General features: G+C 66.2%; 7 protein-coding genes. 3 read left to right on the top strand and 4 right to left on the bottom strand.

The window, feature by feature from the left end; all coding sequences use genetic code 11:
- Positions 1-111 precede the first annotated feature (111 nt).
- A complete protein-coding gene (locus KF838_12305; GenBank protein ID QYK47561.1) occupies positions 112-3,204 on the bottom strand; it encodes a S8 family serine peptidase in 3,093 nt (1,030 codons plus the stop codon).
- 517 nt (positions 3,205-3,721) lie between these two features.
- On the opposite strand from KF838_12305, the gene KF838_12300 reads away from it, so the two are divergent.
- Both KF838_12300 and KF838_12295 read left to right on the top strand, forming a co-directional pair.
- The gene (locus KF838_12300; protein ID QYK47560.1) at positions 3,722-5,353 is read left to right on the top strand and encodes a pre-peptidase C-terminal domain-containing protein; all 1,632 of its coding nucleotides are present in this window, start codon (positions 3,722-3,724) and stop codon (positions 5,351-5,353) included.
- Between the two features lie 103 nt (positions 5,354-5,456).
- Positions 5,457-7,322: a hypothetical protein gene (locus KF838_12295; protein ID QYK47559.1), complete on the top strand. Its 1,866-nt coding sequence runs from the start codon at positions 5,457-5,459 to the stop codon at positions 7,320-7,322.
- Between the two features lie 16 nt (positions 7,323-7,338).
- Here KF838_12295 and KF838_12290 read toward each other — a convergent pair whose 3' ends face one another.
- Positions 7,339-9,615: a S9 family peptidase gene (locus tag KF838_12290; protein ID QYK47558.1), complete on the bottom strand. Its 2,277-nt coding sequence runs from the start codon at positions 9,613-9,615 to the stop codon at positions 7,339-7,341.
- A 453-nt stretch (positions 9,616-10,068) separates the two neighbouring features.
- Between KF838_12290 and KF838_12285 the strand changes: the two genes are divergently transcribed.
- Entirely contained in the window at positions 10,069-10,857 is a 789-nt protein-coding gene (locus KF838_12285; protein ID QYK47557.1) for a hypothetical protein, read from the top strand.
- Between the two features lie 77 nt (positions 10,858-10,934).
- Here the strand turns inward: KF838_12285 and KF838_12280 are convergent, their stop codons facing one another.
- Together KF838_12280 and KF838_12275 are read right to left on the bottom strand one after the other, a co-directional pair.
- Complete coding sequence (locus KF838_12280) at positions 10,935-12,620, bottom strand: hypothetical protein (GenBank protein QYK47556.1); 1,686 nt, start codon at positions 12,618-12,620, stop codon at positions 10,935-10,937.
- A gap of 71 nt (positions 12,621-12,691) precedes the next feature.
- Positions 12,692-14,383 carry a hypothetical protein gene (locus tag KF838_12275; protein QYK47555.1) on the bottom strand — a complete coding sequence of 564 codons (1,692 nt, stop codon included), beginning with the start codon at positions 14,381-14,383 and terminating at the stop codon, positions 12,692-12,694.
- Positions 14,384-14,640 lie beyond the last annotated feature (257 nt).

Here is a 14,640-nt window from a genome sequence, read left to right as displayed (position 1 = left end):
CCAGTCCACAGGGGGCGGGGGTGTCGGCGGATCGTGTGGATCGGGAACGAAAGCCGCCCCCTCATGCGGAGGGGGCGGCTGGTCGGTCACTTGGGTGCGGGGTGGGTGCGATCAGCAGCCGGTGCCGAAGGCGTCGAGGAAATCGAGGAAGTCGAGGACATCGACGATGGTGTCGCCGTTGAAGTCGGCATCGCTGACGGTGCCGCAGGGAGCGGGCTGGCCGGAGCAATCGCCGAAGTCATCGAAGAAGTCGAGGAGGTCGAGGACGTCGAGTTCGGTGTCGCCGTTGTAGTCGGCGAGGCAATCGATCGGATTCTGGCAGGTGATGCGTGAGGCGTAGAAGTCGTCGATGCCTGCCTCGATGTTTGAGTCGGCGGAGAGGTCGCTGGCGATGAAGCGCATGCGCATGTTGGACGTGAGGGCGATCTTGGTGGCGGGATCGAAGGATTGGGTGATCCAGCCGCCGGAGGTGCCGGGTCCAGCCGGTCCGACGACTTCGACGGTTGTCCAGGTGGAGCCGCCGTTGTTGGAGATGCCGATGTTGAAGGTGTCTGCGTTGGCGTTTGCGCCCTCGCTGTTGTTGTACCAGCGTGCGTAGGAGATGGTGTAATCGCCGGGGGTGCTGAGGTCGAAGGTAGGCGTGAGGAGGGTGGTGAGGCCGCCGTCAACGTCGGAGGAGAGGCCGGTGATGTAGGCGTAGACGCCGGGGTCGGGGGTGTTGTCCTGGGTCGGGGCTCCGAGTCCGCCGGCGGGGATCGCTCTCTCCCAGACGCCCGCGGTGGCGGCATCGCCGAAGGCGCCGACTGTCCAGCCCTGGTCGGTTTCCATGTCGTCGGCGAAGGCATGGACGAATGTTCCGACGGGGGCGACGAATGGATCTGCCGCGCCAGTGGCTGGGAGGGTGGTCGTGCCGGAGACGGTGCCTTGTGCGGAGAAGTAGAACTGGGGCGAGGTCTCGCATGGTGTGCCGGGGAGGGTGGCCTGCCAGACGCCCGCGCCGAGGTCAGTCATCGGGGCGGAGGTGAATGAGCCGGCATCGAAGCGGTAGGAGATGGTGGGTGTGCCGACGATGGTGTCGTTGTCGGGGGTGATAGTGACGTTGATTGTGGTCTCGATGCCCGGGGCGACGAGCGTGGGCGGTGTGGCTTCGAGCGTGAGCGAGCTGGGGGGCGCGGGAGGATCGATCGCGCCGGTTGCGACGACGGCGTATCCCTGCTTGCCGGAGTTGACTGCGGTGGCGCGGACGCGGACGGTCCAGGTGCCGACGGCGGGCGCGTTGATGTGGACCTGCTCGACGTTGTTGCGGACGTCGGCGGTTCCTCCGGTGGTGGAGCTTCCGCCGCTGAAGACGTTGCCCCGGTAGAGGGTGCCGCCGGGCGTGACGACTTCGAGATCGAGGTTGTTGATGGCGGCGTTTCCAGCCCCTGTGGACGCGCTGGCGGGGGGGTCGGTCCAGACGAGTGAGACCTTGAGTTTCTGTGAGCTGGAGTTGACGGTGATCTGGAACTCATCGAACTCGCCGGTGACGAAGCCGTCGGCGTTGCGCACGTCCTGAACGATCATGCGCCTGGTCTCGCCGGAGAAGTGGAGTGCTTCATCGGCGAGCGCGCGTCCCCAGCCCTCGAGGTTGCTGGGATAGCCGCTGACGCCGGTCATATCGACGGCGGAGTTGATCATGGTGGCCTTGACGAGCGCGGCGGTGGGCGTGAAGGCGTCGGTGGCGTTGGGTGCGCCGGAGGGGTAGTAGCCGCTGGTGTAGTACTGGCGCATCAGGAGGGCGAGTCCGCCGAGCGCGGGGGAGGCCATCGAGGTGCCGGTGAAGGAGACGGTTGAGCAGGAGGTGCCGGAGGAGGCGGAGGTCGAGTTGCAGCCGGGTGCGTAGACCTCTGGCTTGCGGCGTCCGTCGGCGGTGGGTCCGGTGCCGCCCGAGCAGTGGTTGCCCTGGTTGGGCGTGTCCTGCGATGCGCCGACGGCGACGAGGTTCTTGGCGTTCTCGGGATTCTTGAGGGAGCTGGTGTTGGTGACGGCGAAGAGGACGAGCGAGTCTTCGTAGTCATAGGAGAAGCGATCGACGCCTCTGGCGAGGGAGTTGTAGCTGGTGGTGCCGTCGTCGCCCCATGAGTTTGTGTGCGAGCGTGCGCCCTGGTTGTGGTGCGTTTCGAGGCGGCTGTACATCGCCGCGTCGGTGAAGGAGGGAGTGGCGTGGTAGGCGATTTTGGAGAGGTAGGCCACACCCCGGGTGTTTCCGGTGACGCCGGCATCGCCCGCTGCGGTGCCGGAGACGTGGGTGCCGTGTGAGCTGGCGCCGAAGGAGGTGTTGTACGCGATGATCTTGCGGTGGGTGGGGCCGATGGGGTTGGAGTCGGAGAAGGAGCAGTGGTTGCGATCCAGCGCGCTGTCCATGACACCGACGATCTGGTTCTCACCCCGGAGGCCGTTGGCCCAGAGCGTGGTCGAGCCGGAGACGTTGGTCTGGATGATCCAGGTCGTGGTGGCGTTGCGGTAGGTGATCTCCGGCGCCTCTTCGATCATCTGGACGGTGGGGATCTGAGCGAGCTGCGCGATCGAGCCCGAGGGCATGGTGACCATGATGTCGCGCTGCGTGCCGGTGCGCTCGACACCCGTGACGATCGCGCCGGGGATGGCGCCGATCTGGGCGAGCGCGCCTGCTTCGGTCTCGCCGTCGAAGAGCGTGACGATGAGGCGTGAGATGCCCGCGGCACGGAGCGACTGGCGCTCGGGCGTGCTGAACGGTCTGACGCCGAGTTCGGGGCTGAGTTTCCACGCGTTCTCGAAGGGCGTGGCGTAGCGGACGAAGCCGAGTCCGTTGAGCGCGGCGAGATCGACGCGGTCGAGGCGGACGATGTAGGCGTAGTTGGGCAGGTAGTCGCCGATCGAGAGGCCCGCGCTCTGGATCGCGGCACGTCTCGCGGGGGAGATGGGGCCGTCGAGCTGGATGAGGATGCGGGCGTCTTTGACGAGCGCGGTGCCGAGTGAGGTGATTGTGCGAGGAACGGATGTGTCGATGAGGCCGAGGGCGAAGGAGATCGAGTGCTGGGGGGGCTCAAGATGAGCCGCGGCGTGGGGCATGATCGTGACTGAGCGTGACTGTCCGTCGCCGGTGGTGATGTCGGCGGAGAACGCGGGCAGTCCGACGGAGAGTCCGGCGGCTGCGGCGAGAACGAGTGCTCTTCGAATCTGCATGACGAAACGCTCCCTCTGTGTCCTTCGGCGACGGATCGAGCACGAGCGTTCGATCGGCGGCGAGTGTTGGTGGTGTCACAAAACAGGCCGCGGAACCGAATCGGCCGGGTTGATGGTTCACTGAAAGACGGTGTCTGAACTCTGGGGTATGTGGGTTGGGTTATTGGGGGACGGGAAAGCACCCCAGTCGGGGACCTTCACCAATCCGCATGCAAGGGTGAGCCGGTTTCCAGAAGGTACGAGAGAAGATCATGTCGAGGTCTTGAATCAAGTCAAAGTGGTTATAGGACTTGAAAGAGGTGAGAGAAGTCCGTTTCCCTCATGCGGGGGGCTTTTCTGGCGCGATGCGATCCGTTACGCTGTTCTCCTCGTCTATCCGACTGCCCGCCGTGGGATCTGGTCGGAGCCGTTTGCTCGTGGGAGACTTTGGCCGCGGCCTCTGGCTTCGGCGTGATGCCCTGCACCCTTTTGGGAGTGTGGGGCCGTTCCGGGAGCGGCATCCCGGTGGAGCGCAGGGATGATGAAGATTGGATCGTTGATGGTGGCGGTCGCTGGCGTGTCGGTTCTGTTTGCCGATGTCGCGAGGGCGCAGACGGATCTTCTCCCGGACATCACGGTCCGTGAGGATGACCTCTATGACAACGTGATCGTGACGAACATCGTTCCCGGTCGGCGTCACATCCGGCTCTCGACGGGGACGCCGAACATCGGCGCGGGCAAGCTGTATGTGTACGGCGGCGCTGACCTTGGCAACGGCAAGCAGCAGGTGATCCAGCGGATCTACCGCTCGAACGGCACGTTCTGGGATCGGAACGCGGGGCAGTTTGTCTATCACCCGACGCACAGCCACATCCACGTCGAGGCGTGGTGCCAGTATCGGATCCGCGAGATCCTGCCTGGGGACGGGGTGGGCGACATCATCGCCGAGGGTGAGAAGACCTCTTTCTGCATCCTCGACCTCGCGGTGTACAACTCGTCGCTGCCGGGCTTCCCGCCGGGGGGTCAATTCCTCTCCTGCTCCTCGACCACACAGGGGCTCTCGGTGGGATGGATGGATATCTATTCCAAGAACCTTGACGGCCAGTGGATCGACATCACCGACATTCCCAACGGGCAGTACTGGCTGGAGGCCGAGGCGGACCCTGAGGGTCACTTCCTTGAGTCGAACGAGAACAACAACGCCTCTCGGATCAAGATCACGATCGGTTCGGGTGGCACGACGATTCTGCCGGACGCGTACGAGAGCAACAACTCGCGTGCGGAGACGCTGGCTCGCGCTGAGGGACAGCTCAACAGCCCGAACCTCGGCCCCTGCAACCCCGAGAAGGTGATCTCGAATCTGACGATCCACACCTCGACGGACCAGGACTATTTCCGCTTCTACATGCCCGCGACGGGCACGGCGTCCGACTTCGTGCGGATCGAGTTCTCGCACGGCGCGGGCGACCTTGACATGCGTCTGCAGAACTCGGGCGGGTCGATCCTCGCGAGTTCCGAGGGGACATCGAACTTCGAGCAGATCTCGCTGAGCGGGCGTGCCGCGGGGTATTACTACGTGCAGGTGTACGGCTGGTCGGGCGCGACGAGCCCGAACTACACGCTGAAGATCAATCCCTCGGCGAACGGCGCACCGAGCGTGACGGTGGTGAATCCGCCCGCGGGCAACATCGACCTGATGCACGGGCTGGACGCGTACCCGGTGACGTGGACGAGCAGCGACCCGGAGAACAACACGCGCTGGGTCTCTATCTATGTCAATGACACGCCGTCGCTCAACGGGAATGAGTTGCTCATCCCGACATCACTGAACACACCCGCGGTCGAGGGGACCACGGTGCTCAATTCCGCGTATGTCGAGCCCGGAACGTACTGGGTGTACGCGTCGATCACCGACGGCGGCACGACCACCGGCGCGTGGTCGAGCGGCACGATCACGTTCAAGTCGCCGTGCCCGGCGGATGTGAACGGCGACGGCGAGCTCGACGTGCTCGACTTCCTTGATTACCTCGACGCGTTCGGTCAGTGCGAGGGGCAGCCGGTCGGTTGCACCGCGGGCGGCGTTGATCCGAACTTCAACGGCGACGACGTGCTCGACGTGCTCGATCTGTTGGACTTCTTCGACGCGTTCGGGAGCGGCTGCACGTTCTGAGATTCGACATTCCCCAGCTGGAGGTCGTGGGTCCGGGCTTGTCCCGGGCCCATGCTCTTTTTATGAGGGGCAGGTGTGCTGTGTGTGAATCGGGGAGATGGCGATGAGCGAGCGTTCGGAGCGGATGAGTCGGGTGCGTCCTTTGCCTGAGGCGATCTGGGGCGGGGGCGCGCTGCTGGCGATCGGCCTGACGGCGGCGGTGCTGGCCTCTCCGGGCACGACGCTGGAGGACTTCCATCAGCCGGGCTCGCAGCCCTTCTCGCTGGTTGAGTATCCGCTGGTGAGCAACGCCTGCCAGTTCTGCCACGGGGGATACGACGAGCACGCGGAGCCGCACGCGCACTGGAAGGCGAGCATGATGGGGCAGGCCGCGCGGGACCCGATCTTTCATGCCGCACTGGCGATCGCGAACCAGGACGCGGCGTTCGCGGGCGAGATGTGCCTGCGTTGCCACACGCCGGGTGGGTGGATCAGCGGTCGGAGCGAGCCGCCGGACGGGACGGGGCTGATTCCGGAGGACTTCGATGGGGTGAACTGCTCGATGTGCCATCGGATGGTGGACCCTGTGTATGTTCCGGGTGTGAGCCCGATGGAGGACTGGGGGATCCTGGCGTCGCTGGCGGATGTTCCTCAGGACACGCACTCGGCGCAGTTTGTGATCGATCCGTTCGATCGTCGGCGCGGGCCGTTCCAGCTTGAGGAGATGTTCTATCACCAGTGGCTGGAGTCGCCGTTCCACACGGAGTCGCGGATGTGTGCGACGTGCCACGATGTTTCGAATCCGCTGTTCGAGCGTGCGAGCAACGGGACGTACGTGCTCGGCCCTGTGGATGCTCGCCATCCGACGGGGCTGAAGAACGACATGTTCCCTGTGGAGCGGACGTACAGCGAGTGGTCCGAGTCGGACTTTGCGCGCGGCGCGATCGACATGGGGGGTCGATTCGGCGGGAACAAGCTGGAGGTGAGCAGTTGCCAGGACTGCCACATGCCGGACGTGTCGGGGTTCGGTGCGCGCGAGGCGCTCGGGGCACGGTATCGCGACGACGTGCCGGCGCACCAGTTCGCGGGCGCGAACTCGTGGGTGCTGCGCGCGGTGCTGGCGCAGTACGGCGAGGCGAGCGGGCTGACGGAGGAGAGCGTGGACGCATCCGAGGCGCGGACGCGGAGCATGATGGAGCGTGCGGCGGATCTTGAGGTTGTGCGCCCGCTCGGCGCGTTCGACGAGGGGACGCTCCTGGTGCGGGTTGTGAATCAGTCCGGGCACAAGCTGCCGACGGGGTATCCCGAGGGGCCGCGGATGTGGGTGAACGTGAGGTTCTTCGATGGGGCGGGTGCGTTGATCGACGAGCGCGGGGCGTACGACGCGAGCGAGGCGACGCTCGACGGAGCGACGACGAAGGTGTACGAGGGGAAACTCGGGCTGGACGCCGCGATGAGCGCGCTGACGGGCAAGCCGTCGGGTCCCGGGTTCCACTTTGCGCTGAACAACGTGTGGTATTCGGACAATCGCATCCCGCCTCGCGGGTTCACGAACGCAGGGTTCGCGAGCGTGCAGGCGGCTCCGGTGGGGTACGCGTACCAGGACGGTCAGTACTGGGACGGGACGGTGTTCGCGGTGCCGCCCGGCGCGGCACGTGCGGAGGCGCGTCTGTATCACCAGACGACGACGCGCGAGTACATCGAGTTCCTGCGTGATGAGAACATCACGAACGGCGCGGGGGCGGTGGCGTACGCGTTGTGGGAGTCGCTGGGGAAGAGCGCGCCGGTGCTGATGGCGATGTCGCAGATTGATCTTGGGTCGTGCGGCGCGGACATCGACGGCTCGGGCGAGGTGGACATCCTCGACTTTCTGGAGTTCTTCGATGCGTTCGGGTCGGCGCGTCCGCGCGCGGACGTCAACGCCGACGGGTTGATAGACGTGCTCGACCGCTTGGACTTCATGGACGCGTTCGGCAGGTGCGTCGGTTGATGGGCGGGCGGCGGATTCAGTTCCTGGCCTCGGTCGGCTTGGATGCGGGTTTCTGTTCGCCCTCGGACCACATGCCGAGTTCATTGAAGAGGAACGAGTAGATGTCGGTCTGCTCTTCGATGCGGGCGTTCAGGGGAGTGCCCTGGCCGTGGCCGGTGTTGGCGCTGGTGCGGAGGAGGATGGGGTTGGCGTTGGGGACCGAGGCGATGGCGCGCTGCATGCTCGCGGTCATCTTGCGCGACTGCATGGGATCGACGCGCGGATCGTTCGCGCCGGTGAGGAAGATGACGGAGGGGTAGCGGACGCCCTCTTTCACGTGGTGGTAGGGTGAGTAGGCGAAGAGAGCGCGGAACTGCTCGGCGTTCTTGACGGTGCCGAACTCGGGGATGTTGAACGCGCCGTTGGCGGAGAGTTCAACTCTCAGCATGTCGTAGATGCCGACGCTGGAGACGACGGCACGGCAGATGTCGGGGTTCTGCGTGATGGTTGCGCCCATGAGAAGGCCGCCGTTGGAGCCCCCCATGATCGCGAGGCGATCGGTGCGGGTGTAGGCGCGGGCGACGAGGTGGCGTGCGGCGGCGGCGAAGTCGTCGAAGCAGTTCTGTTTCTTCGTGAGCATGCCCTGGCGGTGCCATTCTTCGCCGTACTCGCCGCCCCCTCGGATGTTGGTGACGGCGAAGACACCTCCGGACTCGATCCAGAGGCGCCGGACCGCGTTGAAGGCGGGTTGGATGTTGACGCCGTAGCCGCCGTAGCCCCAGAGGATGGTGGGGTTGGTTCCGTCGAGCTTGACGGACTTCTTCTTGATGATGTTGACGGGGATCTTGGTGCCGTCCTTGCTGATGGCGAACTCGCGGATGACCTCGGTGTCGGAGAAGTCGACGGGTGAGACGGCGGCGAGGGCGGTCTTGCGGGTTGTGCCGCTGGCGGAGGAGAAGTGATAGCAGGCGGGCGCGTCGATGAAGGAGCGGTTGTCGAAGATGATGTCGTCGGTGCCGGGGATGGCCTTGATGTAGTTGACGGCGGAGACGGGGAGGACGGTGGGGCTCTTCTGGGGGTTGCCGCTGTGGTCGAACGCGCGGATCTCTGAGGGGCCGCCGAGCTGGTAGGTGAGATAGAGGCGGTGGTTGGTGACGACGACGGGAGAGGGGGGCCAGAAGTCGGGAACGATGACGTCTGCGCCCTGGGCGATGATGGTCTTGGCGTTCTTGAGGTCGAGCGTCGAGGCGTTCATGCGGAGGACGCGGACGCGCGGCGAGTCTTTGGTGGTGAGGAGGATGAGGTCGCCGGCGGAGTCGCCCTTGCCGAAGACGGCCTGCACGACCTCGTCGGCGTGGTCGAGGAACTTGGTCCACTTGCCGTCGGGCTGCTTCATGTAATAAGAGAACTCGCCGCCGTCGCCGTATTGCACGCTTGCGAGCACGCGCCCGGTGGGTGCGTCGAGTTGGAGCTGGATCTCGCTGATGCGGGCGAGGTCTTTGCCCATCTCATAGGTGTCGGCGGATTCGGGCGTGCCGATGGTGTGGCGGTAGACCTGCATGTAGAAGTCGAGGTCTTCGGCGGGTCGCTCGCCGGCGCGGGGGTAGCGGGTGTAGTAGAAGCCGGAGTTGTCGGGGAGCCAGGCCATGCTGCCGCCGGCGGTGCCGCCGTTGACGCGGGCGATGGGATCTTCGACGCGCTTGCCGGTGTCGGTGTTGAAGATGTGGAGGTCGCCGGATTCGGAGCCGCCGGAGGAGAGGGAGACGGCGACGAGCGCGCCGTCGGGGGAGGGGATGAACCAGTCGATGGCGGCGTGGCCGTGCTCGTCGATGGTGTTGGGATCGACGACGACGCGTGCGGTGTCGGGGTGGTCGACGGAGTCCATGACGACGAGGAGTGGCTGCTGGAAGGCGGGGTCGCGCTTGAGCGCGAAGATGCGGAGGCCGGTGCTCTCATTGCCGGCGACGGCCCAGCCGAGATAGGCGACGCTGACGGATTTCTCGATCTCGGTGATGCGCGCGCGGATGCGTTCGACGCCGGGGAGGGTGTCGAGGTAGCCCCGGGCGTAGGCGTTCTGGGCATCGGACCAGGACTTGACCTTGGCATCGTCCCAGTTCTCCAGCCACTGGTACTCGTCGATGACCTCGACGCCGTGATGGACGCTCTTGGCGGGGACGCGGTCGGCGGCTGGCGTTGGGCCGGAGCGCGGGCCCTTGGTTTGCGGGCCGGCGGAGGGCTGTGCGTGAGAACCAAGAGCCGCACTGCATGAGAGGACGAGTGCGGCGGTTGTGCGCAGCGCGTGCGAACGATTCATGCGGAGACTCCTAGGGGCGGCGCGTGCGGCGGGGCGGAGGGAATGGCGCACGCGTGCGGCTGGAGGCGCTCCACGCCTCCCGAGCCGGGCAGGGGGATTGTACTGGTTCTGTCACATGGGGCCTTCGGTGCGTGGCTGGGGTTGACACGCCCCCCCCCCGCGTCTGGTAGGATGTGGCATCTGCGGGTCTGGGAGGATCCATGACTGACTGCGAACAACAGCACATTCGGCACGTTGGGCGGCACGTTGGGCGCCACGATGGGTGCCAGGATGGAACGGGGATTTCGAGACCCGGGGCGGTCGGGCGCGCGTTCACGCTGATCAGTCTGTGGTCATTCGGGGCGCGATGTGGCGCTCTTTCTCGGGTTCTCTCGGAACTCTTGCCACCGCTCGGGAGTGCGAGTTCTCCCTTCGCGGTGCGTCGGTGATGAGCAATTTACAGGAGGTGTTGCGATGCTGAGTCTTGCCAGACATGCGTTCGGTCTCACGCTGCTTGTAGCTACGCCTGCTGCGGCGTTGGCGGTGCCGCCCGAGGAGTTGGAAGTGCTCCGCCATCAACTCATCGGCCCTGGGGACGTGAGCGTTCGAGCGGTCTATCGAACGACCCGGACGGATGCAGCGGGCGAGTTGCACGTCGGCTACAACGGCATGACCGGTGCGTGGTACCACGTCACCCAGGGACACGCCGGCGGGCGTGGCGATGACGGGCGCCGCTTCTGGGCATCGGTCGATGATGATGGAGGGCTGTCTGACATCCGGTACTCTGACGATGCGCCGGGTTCGGACTTCGGTGTCGAGCGCTACTTCCCGACACTGATCCTGTTGGACCTTGTTCTCGCACGACCTGAGCTCATCCAATCACTGGAGAAAGGCGAGGGTGGAAACCTCGTGCTCATCGCGCCGCTCCCCGGCGGATCACGGCACACGAGTGACCCGATCTTTGGTGCAATGCCTGTGCATGATCTCTGTGTCGAGGTGGATGCGCAGGGTCGAGTCGTCAGAACATCGCTCGATCCTGAGAAGCCGGGGCTGCCGACGTTCGAGTACGAGTACTCACCCGATTCACCGCCGGGGTTTCCGGTCTCTATGCGATCTGCTCTCTCGAAGTTTGAACTGGCTTCACTTGAGGTGACGCCCGCCGCGAGAGACTTTGATGCGGAGTCCGCGATCGACTTGCACGAGCAGTCAAAGTCGAGCGTGCGGAACAGACTGGACGAGATCGCGGCGAACAGGAGGAAGTAGGCCGCAACAAAGCACAGCACACGCTGACTGCTGTCGTGGGCCTCGACATGCACACCGAGAAGATCACAAGCACCTGACTACCAGATGAACCGCACGCGTCCGGCGTCGAAGATGGGGATCTTGCCGGCGTGGGTGGCAGGCCAGTAGACGAAGAAGGCCTTGCCGATGAGCAGGCGTCGGTTGACGACGCCCTCGTCGGGGTCGAGCATGGCGATCCATGGATCGGGCGCTTCCCAGAGTCGGCCGTCGTCGGACTGGGGGGAGTTATCGCCGCAGACGAAGTATTGATCGGCCTTGAGTGAGGGGAGGCGTCTGGGGTCGGTGGCGCGTGCGGGGCGGGGGCCGGGGGAGGGGGAGGCCTGGTAGTGGATGTCGCGGTCGAGGCCGACTCTGTGGAGGGTGAACGGTGAGCCGTGGAACTGCCATGAGATGCGCGGGCGTCGGTAGATGGTGGGATCAGCCGCGGGCTCGCGTGCGCCCGTGGCGAAAAACGCGCCGGGGTCTCTGCCTGTTGCGTGCTTGAAGCGCGTGGCGGGCGACCAGTCGTACTCGGCGCGGAGGACGCGCTCTCCGTCGGCCCAGAGTTCGAGCGTCTGGTCGGTGTGCCAGAGTTCGAGATTCGTGACCTTTCCTTTCGGAAAGGTGAGCGGGGTTGAGGCCTCGGCGAGCGTGGTCCACTCGTCGCTGAGCGTGCCGGAGTCCGAGACGGGGGCCATGCGGAGCGCGGTGCGATCGGGCCCGATCTCGGCCTGGAAGCAGTGGGCGCTGGAGATCACGGTGATCCAGCAGGAGAGCCCCGGGCCGTGCGGCTGGACGCCTGCGCGGACGCGGACATCGCCGACGGGGAAGCGGGGGGAGGGGTAGTGCTCGCTGGTGTGGCCGTAGGGGTAGTAATCGGTGACGGGGCGCGAGGCCTCGTTCCACGTCAGGTCGGCGCGGCCCGCGCCGTCGAAGGTGTAGCTGGCGCGTTGATCGATGTGCCACTCGCCGGCTGGATTCGCGCTGCCATCCTGCGATGCGTCGGCGCTCTGCGTGGAACCGACCCAGGGAGAGCGGAAGGGGCGACGGCCGGAGCGATCGGCGTCGAGCGGGGTGTGCGCGCTGTCGAAGACGGTCTGCCAGAGGGTGCGCTGGATGCGCTCGGGCTTGCGCTGGATCTTCCACTCAGGGCCGGACCATGCGTCGGGGCCTTCGAGGATCGCATCGGGGGGGAGCGTGCGTGTGTCGCGCGTGAAGATGTCGCCGTCGACGATGGCGATCTGCTCGTGGGGGAGGCCGATCAGCCGCTTGATGAAGTTCTCGCGGGGATCGACGGGGTTCTTGAAGACGACCACGTCGAAGCGCGAGGGCTCGAAGATTGCATAGAGATACTTGAGGACGAAGATGCGGTCGCCCGCGCGGGTCGGGGGTTTGTCGAAGAGCAGCCGCTCGCCGGTGATCGGATCGGGCACGACGATCTCGCCCTGGATCGACGCGGGGACCTTGCGGCTTCCGTCGCTGTAGTGCCACGGGCCGATCGCCCATGTCGTGCCGGTCTCGGGCGACCTTGCCAGCACGTGGGCTCCGACGAGCGTCGGCGCCATCGAGCCGGTCGGGATGATGAAGGGCTCGACCACGAAGCCCCGGATCACGAACGCGAGGATGAACGCGATCGCGAGCGAGGTGAAGGTGTCCTTCGCGCTGAAGTGCTCGCGCGGCGGCGAGGCGCCCGCTGGATCGGCCGACGCGGGCTCCGGGTGCGTGATGGGCGAATCATCGGGCATCGTGCGGCGTGTTCATCGGTCGGCCCGACGAGTCGGGGTTGCGGGAATTGTGCGATCGGGAGCCCAAGCGATCATGCGCCTCCATCGCCGGCGGGATTGCCTCCACCGGCCCCCCCACCTGGTCCCCCAGCCGGACCTCCACCCGGCCCCCCAGCCGGACCTCCACCGGGGCGACGCTTGCGGCGGCGGCGTTTCTTGCGTGGGCCACCCTCGCCGCCTCCGGCTTGCGGCTCGCGCATGGGGCCGTCTTGCGGCCCTCGTTCCTGCGGCGGACGCTCGGGCCTTGATGCTGGACGCTGTGGGTGGCCGTCTGGTCCAGACGCGGAACTCCCTCCAGCACCGGCACCATCTCCCCCACTGCCCCCACCACCACCCCCCCCACCACCACTGCCCCCACCGCTGCCACCTCGACGACGGCGACGGCGTTTGCGACGTCCCTCACCGGATCCGCCTTCGCGGGATTCGGGGGTGTCCGGGCCTCCTGCGGGGTGTGGGCGGCTGCGACGATCGGGTCCATCACCGGCGTCGGTGGGGATGTCGTCGAAATCAACTATGCTCGGATCGGCATCGCGCGGGGCGCGGGGGCGATCGTCGCGGCGTGCTTCATGTCGGCTCGGGCGCGGAGCATCCGGTGTGCGGGCTGGGCTGCGGTCCGGATCTCGATCTGGGCCGCGTTCTGCGGCGCGTTCCGTCGGGCGGTCGGGTCGTGCGGGACGCTCCTGCGATCGCGCGGGGGGGCGATCGGCCGGGCGCGCCTCTCTCGGTGCACGAGGGGGCGGCATCGGCGGTGGTGGCGGCGCGACCGCGCTCTCCGGGGGTGTGATCTCTTCGACGGGGACGGCGACGCGCTTGTCGGAGTTGTCGAGCAGGACGAGCACGAGCTGGGTCAGGATCTGCGCATCGATGACGATGCCGTCACCCTCGGGGGTGCCGACGCGGGACTTCTTCCGGGGGAGGCGCTTGGCGAGTTCCTCGTAGGTCTGGTCCTCGTAGCGGAGGCAGCACATGAGGCGTCCGCAGCGGCCGGAGATCTTGAGCGGGTCGAGCGTGGCCTTCTGGACCTTGGCCGACTTCATGCTGACGGGCTTCAAGACCTTGAGGAAGTTCTTGCAGCAGCAGTACTGCCCGCACTTCTCGTAGTCGGCGATGAGGCGGGCCTCGTCGCGGGCGCCGACCATCTTCAGTTCGATGCGGGTGTTGGGGTGGGCCTTCTGGAGGTCCTCGTGAAGGAGGTGCACGTCGAGGCGCTCTTCTGAGTAGTAGTAGAAGGTGAGGCGCTCGCCGCCGAGGATCGGCTCGGCATCGACGATGCGGGCCTGGGACCGGAACTTCTCGGCGCGTCGGCGGGCGTCCATCTTGAGTTCGTGCTTGGACTGCTCGATGCGGGCCTGGGCGTCGAGATCTTCTTTGGTGGCGATGCGGAGGACCTTGCCGTTGTTGAAGAAGGGGTAGTCGCGCCCGCCGGAGTTCTCGATGTACTTGAGCATGTCCTGGCGGGAGACGCTCTTGGAGCATCCGGAGTTGGGGCAGGTGCTGGTGAGCATCTCGCCGAGTTCGGTGCCGCGATGGGTGCGGACGACGAGCTTGGAGCCGCAGCCGGGCTTGGCCTCGCCGTCGTAGGGGAACTCTCCGACGAGTTTCATCGCGCCGAAGCGGACGACGATGGAGGTCGGGGCCTTGAGGCGTTCGTAGGTCTTGCGGTCTTCCTCAAGAAGGTGCTCCTTGAGGTCGGTCTCGAACTGGGGGAGGGGGAAGATGGACATGGAGTTGGTTTCGATCGGGCGGCAGAGCCCCCTGACCCCCTGCGTCTCGCGCTGGCGCGACGCCGGTTCGGGCGTGCGGGGGTGCGAGAGAGGAGCGGCGCTCTGCCGGGTTGTCGTCGGGCTGAGTCTGTGAGGTCTCGCGCAAGGCCCGACGCCTGCGCGAGTTTCAAACGCGGACGGTGGCCCGTGAGGGGCCGGAGCGGAGGCGGCATGGCCCGATCAGCGATGCCGCGGGGGAGCGGGGCGGAACATGGGCA

This window comes from Phycisphaeraceae bacterium (assembly GCA_019454185.1).
Classification (GTDB): domain Bacteria; phylum Planctomycetota; class Phycisphaerae; order Phycisphaerales; family UBA1924; genus JAHBWV01.
The sequence above is the reverse complement of the archived record's forward strand: the minus strand, read 5'-3'. Positions and strand labels throughout refer to the sequence as shown.